Annotated in this window: 18 protein-coding genes; 10 read left to right on the top strand and 8 right to left on the bottom strand. The window is 71.7% G+C overall.

All coding sequences use genetic code 11. The annotated features are described in order from the left end of the window. Positions 1-22: 22 nt before the first annotated feature. Positions 23-1,531, bottom strand: coding sequence for a DNA recombination protein RmuC (gene rmuC, locus ACTJIY_RS16995; RefSeq protein WP_440674761.1), 1,509 nt, complete (start codon positions 1,529-1,531; stop codon positions 23-25). A 121-nt stretch (positions 1,532-1,652) separates the two neighbouring features. On the opposite strand from rmuC, the gene ACTJIY_RS16990 reads away from it, so the two are divergent. Genes ACTJIY_RS16990 through ACTJIY_RS16975 form a run of 4 tightly spaced genes read left to right on the top strand, consistent with a single transcriptional unit; the run spans position 1,653 to position 6,010 of the window. Beyond that, positions 1,653-2,525 carry an ABC transporter ATP-binding protein gene (locus ACTJIY_RS16990; RefSeq protein ID WP_353707971.1) on the top strand — a complete coding sequence of 291 codons (873 nt, stop codon included), beginning with the start codon at positions 1,653-1,655 and terminating at the stop codon, positions 2,523-2,525. Then, positions 2,507-4,093, top strand: coding sequence for a hypothetical protein (locus tag ACTJIY_RS16985; RefSeq protein WP_440674762.1), 1,587 nt, complete (start codon positions 2,507-2,509; stop codon positions 4,091-4,093). Before ACTJIY_RS16990 ends, ACTJIY_RS16985 begins: the two co-directional genes overlap by 19 nt. Positions 4,094-4,145: 52 nt before the next feature. Further along, a complete protein-coding gene (gene ychF, locus ACTJIY_RS16980; protein ID WP_440674763.1) occupies positions 4,146-5,252 on the top strand; it encodes a redox-regulated ATPase YchF in 1,107 nt (368 codons plus the stop codon). A gap of 5 nt (positions 5,253-5,257) precedes the next feature. Next, complete coding sequence (locus ACTJIY_RS16975) at positions 5,258-6,010, top strand: TIGR02391 family protein (RefSeq protein WP_440674764.1); 753 nt, start codon at positions 5,258-5,260, stop codon at positions 6,008-6,010. Between the two features lie 540 nt (positions 6,011-6,550). Here the strand turns inward: ACTJIY_RS16975 and ACTJIY_RS16970 are convergent. The 7 genes from ACTJIY_RS16970 to ACTJIY_RS16940 form a co-directional block, all read right to left on the bottom strand. Further along, on the bottom strand, positions 6,551-6,829 hold the full coding sequence (locus ACTJIY_RS16970) for an HNH endonuclease (RefSeq protein ID WP_440674765.1): 279 nt from the start codon (positions 6,827-6,829) through the stop codon (positions 6,551-6,553). An 85-nt stretch (positions 6,830-6,914) separates the two neighbouring features. After that, complete coding sequence (locus ACTJIY_RS16965) at positions 6,915-7,649, bottom strand: hypothetical protein (RefSeq protein ID WP_440674766.1); 735 nt, start codon at positions 7,647-7,649, stop codon at positions 6,915-6,917. A 2-nt stretch (positions 7,650-7,651) separates the two neighbouring features. After that, on the bottom strand, positions 7,652-7,840 hold the full coding sequence (locus ACTJIY_RS16960) for a hypothetical protein (protein WP_440674767.1): 189 nt from the start codon (positions 7,838-7,840) through the stop codon (positions 7,652-7,654). A 389-nt stretch (positions 7,841-8,229) separates the two neighbouring features. Next, positions 8,230-8,478: a hypothetical protein gene (locus ACTJIY_RS16955; protein ID WP_440674768.1), complete on the bottom strand. Its 249-nt coding sequence runs from the start codon at positions 8,476-8,478 to the stop codon at positions 8,230-8,232. Between the two features lie 148 nt (positions 8,479-8,626). Continuing rightward, entirely contained in the window at positions 8,627-10,099 is a 1,473-nt protein-coding gene (locus ACTJIY_RS16950) for a hypothetical protein (RefSeq protein WP_440674770.1), read from the bottom strand. Beyond that, a complete protein-coding gene (locus ACTJIY_RS16945; RefSeq protein ID WP_440674771.1) occupies positions 10,096-10,308 on the bottom strand; it encodes a hypothetical protein in 213 nt (70 codons plus the stop codon). Before ACTJIY_RS16945 ends, ACTJIY_RS16950 begins: the two co-directional genes overlap by 4 nt. Before the next feature lie 832 nt (positions 10,309-11,140). Continuing rightward, positions 11,141-12,511: a recombinase family protein gene (locus ACTJIY_RS16940; RefSeq protein WP_440674772.1), complete on the bottom strand. Its 1,371-nt coding sequence runs from the start codon at positions 12,509-12,511 to the stop codon at positions 11,141-11,143. 357 nt (positions 12,512-12,868) lie between these two features. Here ACTJIY_RS16940 and ACTJIY_RS16935 point away from each other — a divergent pair, with 357 nt between their 5' ends. The 6 genes from ACTJIY_RS16935 to ACTJIY_RS16910 all read left to right on the top strand — a co-directional run bounded on the left by ACTJIY_RS16935 (position 12,869) and on the right by ACTJIY_RS16910 (position 18,674). Continuing rightward, entirely contained in the window at positions 12,869-13,795 is a 927-nt protein-coding gene (locus tag ACTJIY_RS16935) for an excalibur calcium-binding domain-containing protein (protein WP_440674773.1), read from the top strand. 773 nt (positions 13,796-14,568) lie between these two features. Then, on the top strand, positions 14,569-15,048 hold the full coding sequence (locus tag ACTJIY_RS16930) for a carboxymuconolactone decarboxylase family protein (protein ID WP_353707974.1): 480 nt from the start codon (positions 14,569-14,571) through the stop codon (positions 15,046-15,048). A 78-nt stretch (positions 15,049-15,126) separates the two neighbouring features. Beyond that, complete coding sequence (locus tag ACTJIY_RS16925; RefSeq protein WP_253051055.1) at positions 15,127-15,522, top strand: DUF1801 domain-containing protein; 396 nt, start codon at positions 15,127-15,129, stop codon at positions 15,520-15,522. Between the two features lie 115 nt (positions 15,523-15,637). Continuing rightward, positions 15,638-16,075 carry a hypothetical protein gene (locus ACTJIY_RS16920; protein WP_440674774.1) on the top strand — a complete coding sequence of 146 codons (438 nt, stop codon included), beginning with the start codon at positions 15,638-15,640 and terminating at the stop codon, positions 16,073-16,075. After that, entirely contained in the window at positions 16,072-16,401 is a 330-nt protein-coding gene (locus ACTJIY_RS16915) for a winged helix-turn-helix domain-containing protein (RefSeq protein WP_440674775.1), read from the top strand. Before ACTJIY_RS16920 ends, ACTJIY_RS16915 begins: the two co-directional genes overlap by 4 nt. Before the next feature lie 419 nt (positions 16,402-16,820). Next, positions 16,821-18,674: an ABC transporter family substrate-binding protein gene (locus tag ACTJIY_RS16910; protein WP_440674776.1), complete on the top strand. Its 1,854-nt coding sequence runs from the start codon at positions 16,821-16,823 to the stop codon at positions 18,672-18,674. Positions 18,675-18,785: the final 111 nt, after the last annotated feature.

Raw genomic sequence — 18,785 nt, 5'->3', positions numbered from 1 at the left:
GCCGACGGTTCCGGGCGGGCCGTCAGGCGCTCGCCCCGCCGGCTGACGGCTCCCGACGGGAGTCCTCACGGTCCTCGGGGCGCTCGTCGATCGCGACCACGGACTCGTTCACGGACGCGAGCAGCTCGGGCGCGCTCACCGCGCTGAGCCGCGGGTTCACCGTCGGCGGCGTCGTGAGGTCGTCGTCCACGACGTGCAGGTCCGCGAACCGGCGCGCGCTGACGAGCACGCGCGTCTCGAGCGAGCCGACCGTCCGGTTGTAGGAGTCCGCGGCGCTCTGGAGCTGGCGTCCGAGCTTCGCGAGGTGCGACCCCATGACGGCGAGGCGACCGTGCAGCTCCTTGCCGAGCGTGAGCACCTGCTGGGCGTTGGTGGCGAGCGCGTCCTGGCGCCACGCGTACGCGATGGTCCGCAGCATGGCGACCATCGTCATGGGCGTGGCGATGACGACGTTCTTCGACACCGCGTGCTCGAGGAGCGACGGGTCCTGCTCGACGGCCGCCGAGAGGAACGACTCCGCGGGCACGAACATGACGACGAACTCGGGCGCCGGGCCGAACTGGTCCCAGTAGCGCTTGGCCCCGAGGTCGTCGACGTGCTTGCGCATGTGGCGAGCGTGCGCGGCGAGCCGGTCGGCGCGCACCGCGGGGTCGGTGGCGCCCTGCGCGTCGAGATAGCCGAGGAACGCGACCTTGGCGTCGACGACGACCTGCTTGCCCCCGGCGAGGCGTACCACCATGTCGGGTCGCAGCGCGCCGTCGTCGGTCGTGACCTGGTCCTGCTCCACGAAGTCGACGTGGGGGAGCATCCCGGCCGCCTCGACCACGCGGCGGAGCTGCAGCTCGCCCCACGCGCCGCGCACCTGCGACGACCGCAGCGCGGTGACGAGCTGCGACGTCTCGGCGCGCAGCAGCTCCGACGCGTCGCGGACCCCCCGCACCTGCTCGGCGAGGCTGCCGTGCGCCGCGAGCCGCGCACGCTCGGCCTCCGCGACCTCGGCGCGCACCTTCTCGAGCGCACCCGCGAGCGGCTCCACGAGGTGGCGCACCGCCTCCTCGCGGCGCTCCAGCTCCGCCGCGCCCTGCTCCTGGCTCCTGAGCAGGCGCTCCTCCGCCTGGACGAGGAACTGCTCCGTGCCCGCGGCCAGCACCTTGCGCGAGAGCGCCTCGAACTGCGCCTCGAGCCGGCGGTGGTCGCCCTGGACCTCCTCGACGCGGCGCTCGGCCGCGGCCCGCAGCTCGGCGAGCTGCTGCTCGTGCGTCGCCCGCGCGAGGTCGAGGCGCTCGTCCGCGCTGCGCTGCGCCGCGCCGAGCTGGCGCACGAAGCCCTCGCGCTCGGCCTCGAGCCGCTCCGCCAGCCCCGCGCCGCGCGCGGCCTCCTGCTGTGCCTGACCCAGGAGCTGGGTGAGGCGGCGGACCTCCGCCGCGGCGGCGTCGGGCGACGCGCGCCGCACGGTGAGGACGAGCGCGGCGCCGCCGACGAGCCCCAGCACGAGGCCGACCGCGAAGAGCAACCATCCCGAGGTGTCCATGGCGGCACCCTCCCACGGGGGACCGACACGACGGGTCCGACACGTCGCGCGCCCCGTCCCGGTGGACACCTCGTGACAAAAGGCACCGCCCGGCGTCGGGACCCTCCGCTACGTTGGCGGCATGGTCGATCCCACGCCCCTACCACCCGTCGCCCCGGCCGGCGTGCCCGGCGCCGTGCCCGGACCGGTGACCGGGCCCGTCCCCGGGACGCAGCCCGGACCACCCACGCCGCCCGACCCGACCGCCGCGCTCTCCCTGCGCGGGCTCTGGAAGCGGTTCGGCGAGAAGATCGCGGTCGCCGGCATCGACCTGGACGTCCCCGCGGGCTCCTTCTACGGGCTCGTCGGGCCCAACGGCGCCGGCAAGACGACGACGCTCTCCATGGCGACCGGGCTCCTGCGCCCCGACGCGGGCTCCGCGCACGTGCACGGCACCGACCTCTGGGCCGACCCCGTCGCGGGCAAGCGGCAGCTCGGCGTCCTGCCCGACGGGGTCCGGCTCTTCGACCGGCTCACCGGCGCGCAGCTCGTCACGTACGCGGGCCTGCTGCGCGGCATGGACCGGGACACCGTGGCCGAGCGCACGGCGGAGCTCCTCGCCGCGCTCGACCTCGCGAAGGACGCCACGACGTTCGTCGTCGACTACTCGGCCGGCATGACCAAGAAGATCGCGCTCGCGACCGCGCTCATCCACGCCCCCCGCACGCTCGTCCTCGACGAGCCGTTCGAGGCCGTCGACCCGGTCTCGGCCGCCAACATCCGCGACATCCTCGCGGGCTACGTCGCCAGCGGCGGGACCGTCGTCGTGTCCTCGCACGTCATGGACCTGGTGCAGCGCATGTGCGACCACGTCGCCGTCGTCGCGGGCGGCCACGTCCTCGCGGCGGGCACGGTCGACGCGGTGCGCGGCGACCAGAGCCTCGAGGACCGGTTCGTCGACCTCGTCGGCGGGCGGCAGAGCACGGAGGGCCTCGCGTGGTTGCGCAGTTCGTAAGGCTCAAGCTCACCCTGATGGGCAACACGTTCCGGCGGAGCGTGTGGCAGACCATCGGGTTCCTCGTCGCGGCGCTCTACGGGGTGTTCGTCGTGGGGCTGCTCGTCGTCGGGATGGTGGTCCTCGGCACGGACGACCCCGCGCTCGCCGGGTCGATCATGATCCTCGTCGGGACGCTCGCCGTCCTCGGGTGGTGGGTGATCCCGCTCTTCGCGTTCGGCGTCGACGCCACCCTCGACCCGCAGCGCTTCGTCCTGTTCGGCATCCCGCAGCGCCGGCTCCTCGCCGGGCTCGCGGTCGCGGGCGTGGTGTCGGTCCCCGGGATCGTCACGGCCCTCGCCGCGCTCGGCGTCTCCTTCGCGTGGTGGCGCACGCCCCTCGCGGTGCTCGCCGCGCTGGTCGGCGCCGTCCTCGCCGTGGCGCTCTGCGTCGTCGGCTCGCGGGCGACGACGACGGCCCTCGCCCCGCTGCTCGAGTCGCGCCGCTACCGCGAGGTCGTGACGATCGCCGCGTTCGTGCCGCTCGTCCTCGTCGGCCCGGCCTTCGCCTGGGTCGGCCCGCAGCTCGGGGAGGGCCCGGTCGACGGCGACGCGGTGCGGGGCATGGTGACGCGCCTCGCCGAGATCGCGGCCTGGACGCCGTTCGGTGCCCCGTGGGGCCTGGGCGCCGCGGTGCACGACGGCGCGTGGGGCCTCGCGCTCGCGCGGCTCGTCGTCGCGCTGGCCACCCTCGCGGTGGCGTGGGTCGTGTGGGACAAGGCCCTCGCCCGTGCGCTCGTGACGCCGCCCACCTCCGGGTCGGGCGGGCGTGCCAAGGGGCTGGGCTTCTTCTCCCGGTTCCCCGCGACGCCGACGGGGGCGGTCGCGGCGCGCACCGCGACGTACTGGCTCCGCGACCCGCGCTACTCGGGGTCCATCGCGGTCGTCCCGCTCATCCCGGTCGTGCTGCTCGTGGTGGGCGGGGGGTCGGGCTCCGAGATCTTCCTCGCCCTCGCGCCGTTCACGGCATGGATCCTCGGCTTCTCGATCTCGGCCGACATCGCGTACGACCACACGGCGTTCGCGCTGCACGTGTCGACGGGAGTCTCCGGGCGCGCGGACAGGTGGGGACGGGCCCTCCCGGTGCTGGTCGCGGGTGGCGTCGTGACGCTCGTCTTCGCGGTGGTCTCGGTCGCGGTAGCCGGACGCTGGGACGCGCTGCCGGCGTTGCTCGGCCTGACCGTCGGCACGCTCCTGGTCGCGACCGGCGTCTCGAGCGCGACGTCGGCCCGGCTGCTGTACCCGGTGCCGAAGCCCGGCGACAGCCCGTTCAAGCAGCCGCAGGGCGCCGCGATGGCGACGCTCGTCGCGCAGTCGGTCGCGATGCTGCTCGTGCTCGCGCTGTCGCTCCCGTTCCTCGTGCCCGGGCTCGTCGCGATCCTGGCCGACCTGCCGGTCGTGGGCTGGGTGACGCTCGTCGTGGGGGCCGCGGTCGGGGTCCTCGTGCTGCTCCTCGGCGTCCGCTGGGGCGCCCGTGCGTACGACCGGCGCGCGCCCGAGCTGCTGCAGAAGGTGATGTCCGCGGCCTGACCTCCGGGCCGGGGTCCGCGCACCGCGGCCCCGGCCCGTAGACTCGGGCGACGTGGCACTCACTATCGGCATCGTCGGCCTGCCCAACGTCGGCAAGTCCACCCTGTTCAACGCCCTGACGCGCAACCAGGTCCTCGCGGCGAACTACCCGTTCGCGACGATCGACCCGAACGTCGGCGTCGTCTCGCTCCCCGACCCGCGGCTCGACAAGCTCGCCGAGATCTTCGGCAGCCAGCGCATCCTGCCCGCGACCGTGTCGTTCGTCGACATCGCCGGGATCGTCAAGGGCGCGAGCGAGGGGGAGGGGCTCGGCAACAAGTTCCTCGCCAACATCCGCGAGGCCGACGCGATCTGCCAGGTGACCCGCGCGTTCGCCGACCCGGACGTCGTCCGCGTCGAGGGCTCGACGGACGCCGAGGGCGACATCGAGACCATCAGCACCGAGCTGATCCTGGCCGACCTCCAGACGCTCGAGAAGACGGTCCCTCGCCTCGAGAAGGAGGTGAAGATCAAGAAGGGCGACGCCGCCCTCCTCGACGCCGCGCAGAAGGCGCAGGCCATCCTCGAGGCCGGCACGACGCTCTTCCAGGGCGCGGCCGCCGCCGGGCTCGACCTCGCCGACGTCGCGAGCCTCCAGCTCCTCACGGCCAAGCCGTTCATCTACGTCTTCAACACCGACGACGCCGGTCTCGCGGACGACGACCTCCAGGACCGCCTGCGCGCGCTCGTCGCACCCGCCCAGGCGATCTTCCTCGACGCGAAGTTCGAGTCCGAGCTCGTCGAGCTCGAGCCGGACGAGGCGAAGGAGATGCTCGCCGAGTCGGGGCAGGACGAGGCCGGGCTGGACCAGCTCGCGCGCGTCGGGTTCGACACCCTCGGGCTGCAGACCTACCTCACCGCGGGCCCCAAGGAGGCCCGCGCCTGGACCATCCGCAAGGGCTGGACCGCGCCGCAGGCCGCGGGCGTCATCCACACCGACTTCGAGCGCGGCTTCATCAAGGCCGAGGTCGTCTCGTTCGACGACCTCGTCGCGACGGGGTCCGTCGCCGCCGCGCGCGCCGCGGGCAAGGCGCGCGTCGAGGGCAAGGACTACGTCATGGTCGACGGAGACGTCGTGGAGTTCCGTCACGGAAACATCTCTCAGACCGGGAAGAAGTAGCGAGAGTGCCGCAGCGCGTCGATCCGGTCTGGGCCAAGGGTGTTCTCGATTGGTGGGTGGAACAGGCGTCCGCTGCTCTACTCGACGGCAGGCCGCGCCGAGAGTTCACGTTCTGTAAGCCCAGCGCTCGGACAGACGCCCTCCTCGAACGGGAGCACCAGACACGACGTGTGCTCGCGATCGTCCTCGGTCTCAAGAACGTTGAGTCCTTGGTGCGCTCAATGCCCGGCGGACAGTACGTCGAACTCCAGGCTGGCATCGACCTCGCACGGTATGCCCTTGGCAGGCTCGCGACCGATGCCGAGACGGCGCAGCACATCACGGGCACGTCGGCGCCGACGATGGCTGCAGACTCGCTGCATCCGCTGGTCTGGGACGCGGCGGCCAAGTTGTGGGGCGACGGACACCACGGCTCGGCGGTGCAGCGGGCGGCTACGTTTCTGAACGCTCACGTCCAGGACCTCACCGGACGGCGCGACGTGTCCGACAGTGCGTTGATGGCGCAGGTGTTCTCACCGAACCCGCCTGAGCAGGGGAAGCCCCGTCTCCGGTGGCCCGGCGACGACGCGGACCTCACCGTCAAGGCCATGCGGTCGGGGCTGCTCCAGTTCGGCCAAGGCTGCTTCCTGGCGATCCGGAACCCGGCGACGCACAGCACGGACGATTTGCCCGCTCAAGAAGCACTGGAGCAACTCGCGATCCTGAGCACGCTTGCGCGGTGGATCGACGGGTGCGACCTCGTGGAGTCGCATGACTGACGGATGGGCTATCGCGACGGCGGTTGGGACGATCCTCGCTGCTGTTGTGCCCGCAGTGCTCTTCTTTGTGGAGCGAGCAGAACGTATGAGGGCTCAGTCGGCGTTGGACGACGAACTCCGACGTCAGGCGCACCAGGAAGCGGAGCGGGCCGAGTCAGAGAAGATGGCCGAGGCACGGCGAGTCGCGATCGGGAATGAGCCCGGAACCAACGGATCTCCGGTCACGATCCACGTCCTGAACGGTTCATCGGACCCGGTCTATCGGGTGTGGGCGTACACGGTGCCGATGCGAGCGGACGAAGGGCGCCAGGTAGCCCTCGGAGTCGGGCATTGGGACGTGTTGATGCCCGGCGAGCATGCGACGGTGTCCACGCACCAGGCTGCTCCGATGCCTGCTTGGGTCGAGTTCGTGGACGTACGCGACCAGCGGTGGACACGTCGCAATAACGGCAGCGTTGAGCGTGGCAATCGTCGAGGACAGGGCTCGTAACTGCGCTGCTCCCGACGTTCCCCGGCCCAGTACAGCGTGAGTCTGGATCGTCACGACCACGGCGAGGTGTAGCCCCCGCGCCGCGCGTTGGTCGTCGCGGCTCCCGCGCTGCCGTTGTCGCTCAGGTTGCAGCGGGCGTGCGCCACGACCACGTTGTCGTACGTCGCGCGCCCACCGTCGCGGAACGGGACGGCGTGCGCGGTGTGCCAGTCGTCCTCGAGCGTCACGAGCACGCCGCAGTACCAGCAGGGCACGGGGCCACGGCGCAGCCGCGCGCGGAGGATCGCGCGAGCACCCTTCATCGCGTAGCGGTCGGAGCGGTTGGTCACGGTCGGTTCCTCTCGGCGTACGGGTGCGCCCCGAGCGCCACGGCCTCAGCGGGTCGCAGCGCTCGGGGCGCTCTGGCAGGTCGGCTCAGAGGTTCCGGTCGAGCCAGTCGGCAGCGGCGTCGTCCGGCAGGTCGGGGTTGGCGATCTTCGCCACGATCCGCAGGTGCGCGTTGTGGCTCAGGCGGAACGCACGGCCGCGAGCGGTTCGACTGCCGTTCCCGTTCGTCGGCGCGGGCACGAGGTTCTGCGCGTCGTCGTCCCAGACGTAGGGGCGCACCGAGGGGCGCACGTCGCCCGTGAACGAGCAGGTGTGCTCGGCGTCCACGCGCTGCCGCTGCGCCGCGCGCGCCTCGGCGTCCACGCGCTGCCGCTCGGCCTCCCGGAGCCGGAACGCGTGCGTCCAGACGTACGAGTCGTGCTCGGTGAACTCGTGCATCTTCTCGGCCACGGCCTCGTCGTAGTCACGCTGCACGTACAGCGGGACGACCAGCGGGCCGGTGGGGTTGCCCGAGTTCACCGCGGCGTGGGCGTCGGCGTAGGCACGTGCAGCGGGGTGCCCGTCGCGCGAGAGCTGCGCCCGTGCCCAGTCGCGACGGGCGCTCTCAGCGGAGCGCTTGGCACGCTGCGCCTCGTCGCTCGGGTCGGTGACCCGGTAGGGCGTCCAGTGTGCAGGCTCGGCCGCGTGGGGCGCGTAGAACGGCCGCAGCGGCTCGGGGATGTAGAGCGTGCTGCCGGGGTCATCCCAGCCGTCCAGTGCACCCACAGGGGCGCTCTGCGGCTCGGTGGCGGGGCTCGTCTTGGTGCGGGTGAACAGGGGCATGGTCACTGCTCCTTGCTGCGCCAGCGCGGCGCGTTGAGGGTGGACATGTCGGGGATCGGATCGGGCATGAGCCCCGCGATGGGCGGGGCGCTCGTGGCGCTCTGGGGCGTCACCTCGTGGTCCACCGAGTGGTTCACGACGGGCACGCGCGGGGCGTCGGCAGCGGGGCTGTAAGGCTTGGGCTCGGTCACGGTCGGTTCCTCTTCCTGCGGTTGGTGCGGTCGGTTCGGTACGGGGTCGGTTCGACCCATCGGTGGCCTCGGCAGAGGTCGGGCTCGGGGTCTCGGATGCGCCGGGGCGGCCCGGGGGCGTCGTCGGGCTCGGGCTCGGCGTACTCGGCGAACGTGAGCCCGAGTCGCCGGGATGCTGCGGCGCTCACGGGAGCCACCGGGCGACCAGCAGCGCGAGCAGCAGCCACGCCACGATGTCGAACAGCAGCACGGTTGCCCAGAACAGCCCGTGCTCGCGGCGGCTCACGAGGTTGCCCATCCGAGCAGGATCCCGAGCCCCTGCACGTACAGCAGCGCGGGCATGAGTACAGCGAGCACCGTCAGCAGCCGCTCGCGGCCGTCGTGGGCGCTCATCGGGCCGCCCTCGCCCACTCGGTTGCGGCGAGGTCGAGCGAGTCCAGCGCGCCGTCACACGCGCGGAGGTCGAGCAGCAGCGCGCGGAGGTCGTCGGGGTCCGTGGCGCGGCGGTGCCCGCCCTCGGCGCGGGTGAGCCGCGCCCCGAGCACGTAGTCACGCGCGAGGTCGCCCACGGGGTCGTTGCGGTGCCGCTGCGCGGTGAGCCACGCGTGGAAGGTCTGCGGCGGGGCGGTGGCGGTCATCTGCGGTTCCTCCGGTCGTTGGCACGGGTCGGGGTCTTGCGGGTGTTCCAGGTGTGCAGGTGGGCGCAGCGGAACGACGCCGGGGGCATGTGCAGCGCCCGGCCGCACTCGGGGCAGCGCGGCGGCTGCGGGGCGGTCGTCGGGGCGCTCACCCGAAGATCCCTTCCGCCTCGGTCTTGCGCTGCGACTGCACGCCGCGCACGGTGTCGCGCTGCACGCCCTTGGGCTTCCACCGGGTGTCGAAGTCGGGCAGCGCGCGCACCGCGTCCCATGCCGCGTTCACGCCCGAGTCGGCGGGTACTCCGGCAGCGTCGAGAGCGGCAGCAGCGAGCGCCCGCACGTCGAGGTAGGCGCTGCTCTTGGTCGGCGCGGCGGGGGCGCGGAACGTGTACGTCTGGAGCCCCGCAGCGTCGGGAGCCGAGAGGTCGAAGTGCGCTACGGGCTTGTCGGTCTTCACCCCGAGTGCGCGCACCCCGCCCGCGCGATCCTTCTTCAGCGTGAGCGTGCTCTTGCCCCCGCTCGTGGGGTCGAAGTCGGCATCCTTGGATACCTCGATCAGCACCCCGTCAGCGGCACGCTTCTTCGCCGTCGAGCCCGTGGCTCCGTAGGCGCGGCTCGCGGTGTTCTTCGCGAGGTGGTCGATGCTCAGGACGCAGTGCCCCGCGTGAGCCAGTCGAGCCGCAGTCTCGGTGTTTACCGTGAGCACGCCGGAGTCGTCGTTGGGACCGAACCCGAACAGCGCGAGGTTCTCGCCTACCGAGTCGATCACGACCGGGCAGGGTGCGACGTGCTGCGCGACGGCCGTCACGACCGCGAGCAGGTCTGCGCGGCTCTCGGGCTGCGCGTAGAGCAGCTGCGACCTCAGCACGTCGTCCGGGACACCGAGCGCCCGCAGGAACCGAAGCACGAAGTCGCGCCCGTTGTGGTCGGTGTCGATCACGACGGCGTGCCGCCCCTCGTGCGTCATGCCGTGAGCGCAGACCGTGAGCGCCACGAGGGTCTTCGCGGTCTCGGGATCGCCTACGAGCGAGTTGACCCTGCCGTAGTAGAGCCATCGCTTGCCGTCGTTGCGCTCGGGGCCAGCGTCGGGCTCAGGGGTCTTGAGCCCCGCGTCGAGAGCCGCGCCCACGTCTACGAACAGCGAGCGCCACTCGGGGCCAGCCGCGACGACGGCAGCGGGCGGGGCGGTCGGCTCGGGAACCGGGGTGTTCGACCGCAGGAGCGGGGCGGGAGCCTGCCCGGCAGCCCACGAGAGGATCTCGTCGACCTCGGCGTCCGGAAGCCCGATGCGCTCGCCAGCCTCCCGGAGTTGGGGGTCGAGGTCGAGCCGACGGGAACGGGCCTCTGCGGCGCACGCGGTGAGCGTGACGTGGCGCTTGCCCGGCCGTGCGGCGAGCGCCGTGCGCAGCAGCCCGTCCGCGAGCGCGTCGCTCTCGACCAGTCGGTCTACGTGGGCCTCGGCCAGCCGCTCGCGCATGTCGGCGCGGGTCGCCGCGAGGGCTGCTGCTGCATCCGCCACGCTCACGCCGTCCGCCTCAGCGAGCCATGCGAGCGTGTCGGGGTTGTCGGTCGTGGTCGCGGGGATCGCGTCGGCGCTCCCCGCGAGCCGTAGGGGCGTCATGCTGCGCCCCCGTCGAGCAGCCCCGAGAGCGCGCGGCGCTGCTCACCGGTGAGCGGGGGAGCGGCGCTCAGCGCCTGCGCGACGGCGCGGGCGATCTTGGCGGCTGCGAGGTCGCGGCGGGCGTCAGCGACCTTCTCGGGGTCGGCGGTGCGGACGGCCCGAGCGAGCGCGCGGCTCGCGACGGGCGGGGTGAGGATCAGGGCAGGCATCGGGCGCCTCTCGGCTGGAGCGGCTTCCACGACCGTCTGCGGTCGGTGCCGGTCTCAGCGCTGCGGACTCGTCACCCGCACGGCGCTTGCTCGTGCCGCCGTGCGCCCCCGTGCCTGCAGGGGTCTCGATGCTCGGTCCCAGCACGCCGGGCTCGCGTTCACCCGGGGCTGTCCCTACGTGCAGTATCTCACGATGTGAGCGACTAGCGCGGATTGTGGCGGCACGCGCTGCCTCAGCCGCACGGAGCGTGCCGTGCGGCAGCGTCGGGCGCGCACGGCTCGCGCACGATTTCCGCACGGCTGGAGACTCGGCACGCGCACGCTCTCGGCACGATGTTTCCGCAGGTCGTAGCCGTGCGCGCTGTGCGCGGCACGTGCGGGCACACCCTACGTGCGGGCGCCGTGCGGGGTGTGCGCAACCCCTAAGGGGTGCACCCGCACGGCACGCGCACGGGTCAGACCTCGGAAGGAACAGAGCAGGCATCCAACCTGCCGGGCTGCGCGCCGATCACCCGCGATCCGCCCCGTCCGCTGCACGTCGTCGCACCCCGCAGCAGCCCGCCACGGGCCGCAGCAGCCCCGCAGCAGCCCGCCACGGGCCGCAGGAGAGGGAAAGGTCGGGGCGCACAGGCGAGGGCTGTCACGCGATCTTGAAACAGCCCGTCACGACCGCCAGCGAGCGCCGCAGCTGCGACCGGATCGGCGCGAGCCGCGACGACCAGCACCGAGCGTGCGTCAGCGGTCACGGGCGGCACCGAGCGCGCGTCACCGCGGGCCGTCAGCCGCGAGCGCGCGTCACCGGGGGCGACCAGCGGCGAGCGTGCGTCAGCGGTCACGCGTCGCAGCAGGCGTGCGCCACCGTGCCGCCGTGCCCGGCCTCGGCACTCCGCCACGCGATACTCACCGTGCCGGGGTCGAACTCCTTTCGCCCGCGTGGCGCGCGGTGCAGCGTCACGACCAGGAACGCGCGCAGCAGCGCCCGGCGACGGTCGAGCCCGAGCGTCGACCAGACCTCCTCCAGCCGCTCGCGTACGTCCTCGAGACCGTCGAGCACGGGCACCCCGGAGGTACGCGCCAGAGCGTCGCCCACGGCTGCCAGGCGGTTGCGTAGGGGCGTCGCCGCCTCCCGCACCGCCTCGGGGCTCAGCGTCCCGTCAGCGACCAGCGCGGCGAGCCCGTCGAGCCGCAGCCGTAGCGCCTCCTGCTCGGTGAGCAGGGCAGCGGCGCCGTCGTCGCTCGGCCGCATGGCGTCCAGGGCGTCGGGCTGCCGCAGACGCTCGGCGAGCACGGCGACGACGAACGCGTCCACGGCGTCACGACGGCGCACGAGACCGCAGCCCCGGCACCGGTAGCGCTGCCCATCACCACCGGAGACGACCGGGCGCGGGTCGCCGCACTCGCAGAGGTACAGCCCCGACCCGAGGTGCTTTCGTGCGGTCGAGCCGGTCGTGTTGGTCTTGCGGCGCGGGTCGCTCAGCCGGACCTGCACGAGGTCGAACGTCGCGCCGTCCACGATCGGGTGCCACGAGCCCGTCCCGACGACCGCACCCCGGTAGACCCGACGACCCGCGTAGCGCGCGTTGGTGAGGATCGTCCGAACACTGCTCGGCGTCGAGTCGTGCCGGCGGGCGAGCGTGCGCAGCGTGTCGCCCCTGTTGAATCCGTCGAACATCGCGCGGACGGCCTCGGCCTCGGCGGGGATCACCGAGCCGTCGGTGGCGTACCCGGTGAGTCGCCGCCCCTTGGGCACCCCGCCACCGGCCGCGCGCTGCGCGTTGGCGCGGCTCTGGCGCTCGCCCTTGCGGCGCACCTCGAACCTCGCGATGGCGGCGAGCATCGTCGCCCGGAACTCTCCGTCAGCGGTCGTGAGGTCGATCTCACCGTCAACCGTGACGGCCCGGAGTCCGTGGTCAATCAGCGTGTTGAGGTCTCGGGTCGAGCGGAGCAGTCGGTCGAGGTCTACGGCGATCACGACGTCGAGCCGTCCAGCGTCGGCGTCCGTGAGCAGCCGGTGCCACGCGGTGCCCGGCCCGCGGCGCTTGCTCGCGCTCACGTCGAGGTCCACGTACTCCCCGACGACAGCCCAGCCGCGCGCCGTGGCGAGCGCGGTCGTGCGCTCACGCTGACGGTCGATGCCCTCTTGCCCGCGCTCGGTCGGACTCTGGCGCAGGTAGAGCGCTGCGCGGCGCGTCGGAGTGGTCATATGCAAAGGTTACTGAACGTCGTGGAGTTCCGCTTCAACGTGTGATGCCCCTCGCCGGCGGTCTGACGGGCCGGTAGCCGGACACGGAGCCCTGGCCCGTCTGTCGCGGCTGTCGCTCGACGCCGCGAAACTTCCCGCAACGTCGTCGGCGCGTCCTTCCGCGCCGACGTCGACGACCGTCACCGGAGCAGGCGTTGCTACCGCAGCACGCGACGCGAGGGCCAGCGGCGCGGGGCTGAGCGCACGGCCGGGTGAAGTCTGGTCACAGGTTGGTCTCAGGTACTGGCGTACCAGGATGGGTCCATGGATGCTGCGGTCGGCGGGGGGAGCGGTTCCACCCACGCGAAAGGTCATTACATGAAGAAGTTACAGCGGGCGTCGGCGGCGATCGCCGCGGCGGCGCTGGGTCTGACGGTTGCGGTCGCCGCAGCGACACCGGCGAGCGCGCAGTTGATCCCGGACGGGAACTACCTGACGAAGTACTCGGGGGAGATCTGGAAGGTCGACTCCACCGGTGGGGGCGTCTACCCGATGACCTACGACGAGTGGGCGTGGGAGGGCTTCCCGACCCCGAAGGCGGCCCCGACGAACTTCGTGAAGTACTCCTGGGCGCCCACGATCCACGCCGTGACGTTCTTCGACCCCGCCGACCCGAACCTGTGGCTGTGGGACGAGCTCGGGTACGCCGACTGGCAGCGCGCCGGCAAGCCTGCGCCGCGGAACGCCGGCTGGATCGAGGGCTCCTACGTGTACAAGTGGGGTACCTCAGCCGAGATCCTCATCGAGGAGCCCAACGGTGGGATCAATCACAAGCTCACGTACGACGAGTGGAAGAACACCGGGTTCAAGCCCTACGTCGACCGGTGGAACGAGGGTTTCATCAAGTACTCGTGGGACTCCACCATCGTGCGCATGACGAACCTGTCCGCAGGTCAGGGATACCGCCTCGGCTACAGCGAGTGGCAGGCCGAGGGCTTCCCCACCCCGAAGGTCGTCACTCGGGTGACCGGTGACCAGGTGTACCGCAACTACGGGTCCTCGACGCTCTACTACGCTGGGCCCGGGCTCAACCGAGCGATCAACTACGCCGAGTGGTCCGCGATGGGCCGCCCCAACCCGACCGTGAAGAACGTCCCGGCACGCCCGAGGGACAAGGACTGCAAGGACTACCCGAGCCAGGCCGCAGCCCAGGCAGAGTTCAACTACTACTACGCCGCCTACGGCGACGTTTTCGGCCTGGACGGCGACGGCGACGGGATCGCCTGCGAGAGCTACTTCCGCTGATCCGCACCTCGACGACACACGAGGCGCGCCGCCCTCCCGAAGGAGAGCGGGGCGCCTCGTCTGTCGGTGGGGCGTCGGACACCGTGAAAGGTCAGACATCGAGATCCGCAAGGCGCCGGGGGCCACAGAGACCACCGGCCGTCTCGCGGGCAACGAGTCCGAGTCGGTCCACCGAGCGACGCGGTCGTCGTCGACCACGACGAGACCTCGCGTGGGCGCCGAGCCGAGAAGACCGCGACGCTCGCGGCGGAGCGGGCACGAGCGACGCTCCGGCGAACATGCCCGACGTGCGACGTGCGGACACGACTCGGCAGGAAGCGGGCCGCGGTGGCAGCGTCGCAGGCCGTTCGATCGCCCCGTCCGCCGCGACGTCCGTCTCATGCCCACCGGAACGTCGCTCCGCGACGACCTCGAGCCCGTCTCCGCGGCTCTCTGGGAGAGCGTGCGACGCGCCCGGCTCGCGGCTCGCGGTGTCGACGTCCGGCTGCGCGTCCGGCTGTTTCCGTTCAGCGTCCCGCCCTGCACGGGTAGTGGGACGCCTTGAGCCACCCGCGGGCACGAGCCGCGTGCGCGACGCCTCCGAGGCGGTACGACGGACGTCGCCGCTGGCGTCCGAAGGCTGGGCGGCGACCGTGCGTCGAGGCCGCGCACGTCGTCCTTCCGATCGTTAACCCAGGACGCAGGGGACGTTGCTCGACCCGTCGTTGTTCGAGGCCGGGCCGGCTGCGAGGCTCGAGACGTACCGAGCAGCCACCACGGCAAGGAGAGCTGAGATGACCTCGACGACCCCCCTCGCGACACCCCGGATGTCGAATCCGGCCACGCTGCTCGACGGCGCGTCGGGTGCGATCTTCGCGCTCATGAAGGCAGCCCGCCAGACGGACCTGCCGCACTCGACGCTCGAGCTGGTGCACCTCCGGGTCAGCCAGATCAACGGCTGCAGCGTCTGCGTCGACTCGGGCGTGCGGTCCGCGAAGCAGGCGGGCGAGACCGACGAGCGCCTTCACGCGGTGGTCGCGTGGCGCGAGACGCCGTACTTCACCGACGAGGAGCGCGCCGCGCTCGCGCTGGCGGAGAGCGTCACCCGGCTGGCCGACCGCCCGGACCCCGTCCCGGACGACGTGTGGGACGAGGCGGCGAGCTTCTTCGACGAGCGCCAGCTGGCGGCCCTGGTCCTCTACGTCGCGACGACCAACCTGTTCAACCGGCTCAACGCCACGACGCGTCAGCTCGCCGGCGCTTCCTGGGGCTGAGCGTTCCCGACCCGATCAGACGACCTGCCCCGACACGCGAGAGGCACGACGATGGCAGCTGTGCGAGACCAGAGATCCGTGAACGCCGACGAGGCGTCCGCAGGGAAGGAGATCGATGCGATCGTCGCCCACGCCGGCGGGTGGCGTGCGGAGACGCTCGCGCGGGTCCGCCGGGTGATCCTCGACGCTGACCCGGGGATCGTGGAGGAGATCAAGTGGCGCAAGCCCTCGAAGCCGGAGGGCGTCCCCACGTGGGTGTGCCAGGGGAACGTCTGCATGGCGGACCTCCTGAAGCGAGCCGTGCGGCTGACCTTTCCCGCGGGGGCCCGGCTGGACGACCCGGCTCGCCTCTTCAACGCCCGGCTGGACGGCGCCACGGTCCGGGCGATCGACCTCGTCGAGGACGCGGAGATCGACGACGACGCGCTCCGCGAGCTCGTGCGTCGCGCGGTCGCCGAGAACCGGCGAGGGTGATCCAGAGCCTCAGGGCACACCTCCGGTGAAGTGCTTGAATGATCGTTGAGTACATGATTCCATGGCAAGCATGAGCTCGTCTCGTGCAGACACCCGTTCCCGAGCTGGAGGCATCGTGTCGACACCGGAGGACACCAGCGGTTCGTGGCCGTCGACAGCGGCGGAGACGCTCGCCGCGGCCGACGAGGTCGGTCGCCGGATCCGTTCGCGCCGGCGGTGGTACGTCGTCGGCGCGCTCGTCATGGCGACCACCCTGACCGCGTTCACCGTCGCGCTGGCGTCGTGGCCGGAGCGTCTGGCCGAGGTGATCGTCCCCGGCCTCGTCGTCGTCGGCGCGACCCTCGCCCTCCTCGCGTGGTGCGGACGGACCGTCCCGGCCGCCGCCACGGCGGCGACGCAACGCGCGCTCTTCCTCGGCGCTCTGCTCCTCGTCGTCGCGCTGCTCGTGATCCGGCTGGTCCTCCCCGAGGGCTTCTCCGGATGGGTCGTGCTCGTCGGTCTGCTGCCCGGCCTGCCCTTCCTCGAGCTCGCATGGCGGGTGAGCCGAGCGTGACGCACCCGCGTCATCGCCTCGACGACCTCATCCACTCGCCGGTCCGGCTCTCCGTCATGGCCGCGCTCCGCGCCGCGGACGCCATCCACTTCGGGCTGCTCCGGGACACGCTGGAGGTCAGCGACTCCCTGCTGTCCAAGCACCTCGCCGCGCTGGAGTCGGCCGGCTACATCGAGGTCACGAAGGGCTATGCCGGACGTCGGCCCCGCACGTGGTACTCCCTCTCGCCGGAGGGCCGGGCCGCGTTCGACGCGTACGTCGTAGCGCTGCGCGAGATCGTCGACGCGTCCGACCCCTCGGACCCGCCTCCTCGTTCCCCGGCGTGAGGCGCATGCCTGTCGTGCCCCGGGCCACGGAGCGCCCCGTCGTCGCCCAGCGCGGCGGTCCGCCGTGCGCGGCGCTGCGGGCGATGCGCTCCGGCCGATCCGAAGACCGGTGAACGCCCGCCGCATCGTGAGACACAGCGGGCGTCGTCGCCTCGCTCGGCGGCGCGTTTCACGCGTGTTTCTCTGCCGTCTCGGGGTGGCGACGCGCCCGTACCAGCCAGTATCAACTCGATAACGATCGACCGCAGCAACCGGGCAAGGGGGAGAAGCGTCGCAACTTGCTGGGTAGCGTTGCCTCAAACCGTGGTGGGCATTCCCGTCCACGCGCACCGACACCAACCGGGCGCGCGGGAGACGGGGCGGCCGGGGGGCGAACGACGCCCGTCCGTCCGCGCCCACCATCCCTTGGAGGAGGAACATTGAAGATCAGGCGCACGAGTGCCGCCCTTGCGGTGACGGTCACCGGGGCACTGCTGTTCTCGGCGTGCAGCGGCACGTCGGGTGACGGCAACACCGAGACCGACGACTCCGGCATCAACACCGAGTCCGCCGTCACCGTCGCGTGGGAGGCGCCCCTCAACGAGCTCAACCTGAGCTCCGCGAACGGCAACGCGACGCAGAACGCGGTCATCAACTACATGCTCAACGCGGGCTTCAACTACTACGACGCCGACCTGAACCTCGTCCAGGACGAGTCGTTCGGCACGTACAAGAAGGTGTCCGACGACCCGCTGACGATCGAGTACACCGTCGGGGACGACACGAAGTGGTCTGACGGCACCCCGTTCGACGCGACCGACATCCTCCTCGAGTGGGCCGGTTCCGGGACGAACCTCAACACGGTCCAGGCGGAGACCGACGAAGAGGGCAACATCACCAACCAGGACGCGGTGGACGCCGGTGTCTACTTCGACGGCAGCTCGCCGGGCGTGGCGCTCATCCAGGACACCCCGACGATCAGCGACGACGGCAAGACCATCACGATGGTCTACTCGAAGCCGTTCGGTGACTGGGAGCTGAACTTCACCAACCAGTTCGTCCCCGCGCACGTCGTCGGCCAGAAGGCCCTCGGCATCGAGGACGCGCAGGAGGCCAAGGACGCCGTCCGCGACGCCATCGTCAACAACGACGTCGCCGCGCTGTCGAAGATCTCGGCGTTCTGGAACTCGGGCTTCGAGTTCGTCAAGATGCCGGACGACCCGGCGCTGACGGTCTCGACCGGCCCCTACACGCTCGACGCGTACGAGGAGAACCAGTTCCTCACGCTCAAGGCGAACCCCGACTTCGCGGGCCAGAACAAGGCCTCGATCGACACGGTCACGGTCCGCTACATCGACGACCCGATGGCCCAGGTCCAGGCGCTGCAGAACGGTGAGGTCGACCTCATCGGCCCGCAGGCGTCCGCCGACGTCCGCACCGCGCTCGAGGCGCTCGACGGCGTCGAGACCCGCTCGGGCATCGAGGGCACGTACGAGCACGTCGACCTCGTCTTCCAGAACAAGGGCCCGTTCGACGCGCAGACCTACGGTGGCGACGCGGAGAAGGCCAAGCTCGTGCGCCAGGCGTTCCTGCTGACGATCCCGCGCCAGACGATCGTCGACAACCTCATCAAGCCGCTCAACCCGGACGCCGAGGTGCGCAACTCGAACATCCTCATCCCGGGCTCGCCGAACTACGACCAGATGGTCCAGGAGAACGGCTCGGCCGAGTACCCCGACGCCGGTGACGTCGAGAAGGCGAAGGAGCTCCTCGCCCAGGCGGGCGTCCAGACGCCGATCGACGTGCGCTTCGCGTACAACAACGAGAACACGCGCCGCGTGAACGAGCTCGCGCTCATCCAGGACACGGCGACCCAGGCCGGGTTCAACATCATCGACACGGGCCGCCCGGCCGCCGAGTGGGGCACGCTGCTCCAGTCCGGCCAGGACCAGTACGACGCCTCGCTCTTCGGCTGGCAGTCGACCTCGACCGCCGTCACCGAGTCGGACGCCAACTTCCGCTGGTCGCCGACGCCGGGCATCAACAACTACGGCCAGTACAACAACCCGGCCGTGGACGCCGCGCTGGACAAGCTCCAGGTCTCGACCGACCCCGAGGAGCAGTTCCAGCTCCAGCTCGAGGTCGAGAAGAACCTGTGGGCGGACGCCTTCGGTGTGACGATCTTCCAGTTCCCGGCCATCCAGGGCTGGAACGACGGCCTGAAGGGTGTCGAGCCGATCACGATCAGCCCGACCATCTTCCACGGCTTCTGGAACTGGTCGTTCGAGGGCTGACAGCCCTGACCGCCTGACGTGGCCCGTCGCCGTCCGCGAGGACGACGGCGGGCCCGTCCGGACGTGAGAGACCGGGGGTCTCGACGGCCCGCCCGTCGAGGCCCCCGGTCC

It is taken from the genome of Cellulosimicrobium sp. 22598 (assembly GCF_052044445.1).
GTDB classification, from domain to species: domain Bacteria; phylum Actinomycetota; class Actinomycetes; order Actinomycetales; family Cellulomonadaceae; genus Cellulosimicrobium; species Cellulosimicrobium cellulans_G.
The sequence above is the reverse complement of the archived record's forward strand: the minus strand, read 5'-3'. Positions and strand labels throughout refer to the sequence as shown.

Coding starts and splice junctions, on each gene's coding strand:
- ACTJIY_RS16955 (WP_440674768.1), bottom strand. CDS start 8,478: ATGACCGCCACCGCCCCGCCGCAGACCTTCCACGCGTGGCTCACCGCG.
- ACTJIY_RS16940 (WP_440674772.1), bottom strand. CDS start 12,511: ATGACCACTCCGACGCGCCGCGCAGCGCTCTACCTGCGCCAGAGTCCG.
- ACTJIY_RS16930 (WP_353707974.1), top strand. CDS start 14,569: ATGACCTCGACGACCCCCCTCGCGACACCCCGGATGTCGAATCCGGCC.
- rmuC (WP_440674761.1), bottom strand. CDS start 1,531: ATGGACACCTCGGGATGGTTGCTCTTCGCGGTCGGCCTCGTGCTGGGG.
- ACTJIY_RS16935 (WP_440674773.1), top strand. CDS start 12,869: ATGAAGAAGTTACAGCGGGCGTCGGCGGCGATCGCCGCGGCGGCGCTG.
- ACTJIY_RS16950 (WP_440674770.1), bottom strand. CDS start 10,099: ATGACGCCCCTACGGCTCGCGGGGAGCGCCGACGCGATCCCCGCGACC.
- ACTJIY_RS16990 (WP_353707971.1), top strand. CDS start 1,653: ATGGTCGATCCCACGCCCCTACCACCCGTCGCCCCGGCCGGCGTGCCC.
- ACTJIY_RS16945 (WP_440674771.1), bottom strand. CDS start 10,308: ATGCCTGCCCTGATCCTCACCCCGCCCGTCGCGAGCCGCGCGCTCGCT.
- ACTJIY_RS16965 (WP_440674766.1), bottom strand. CDS start 7,649: ATGCCCCTGTTCACCCGCACCAAGACGAGCCCCGCCACCGAGCCGCAG.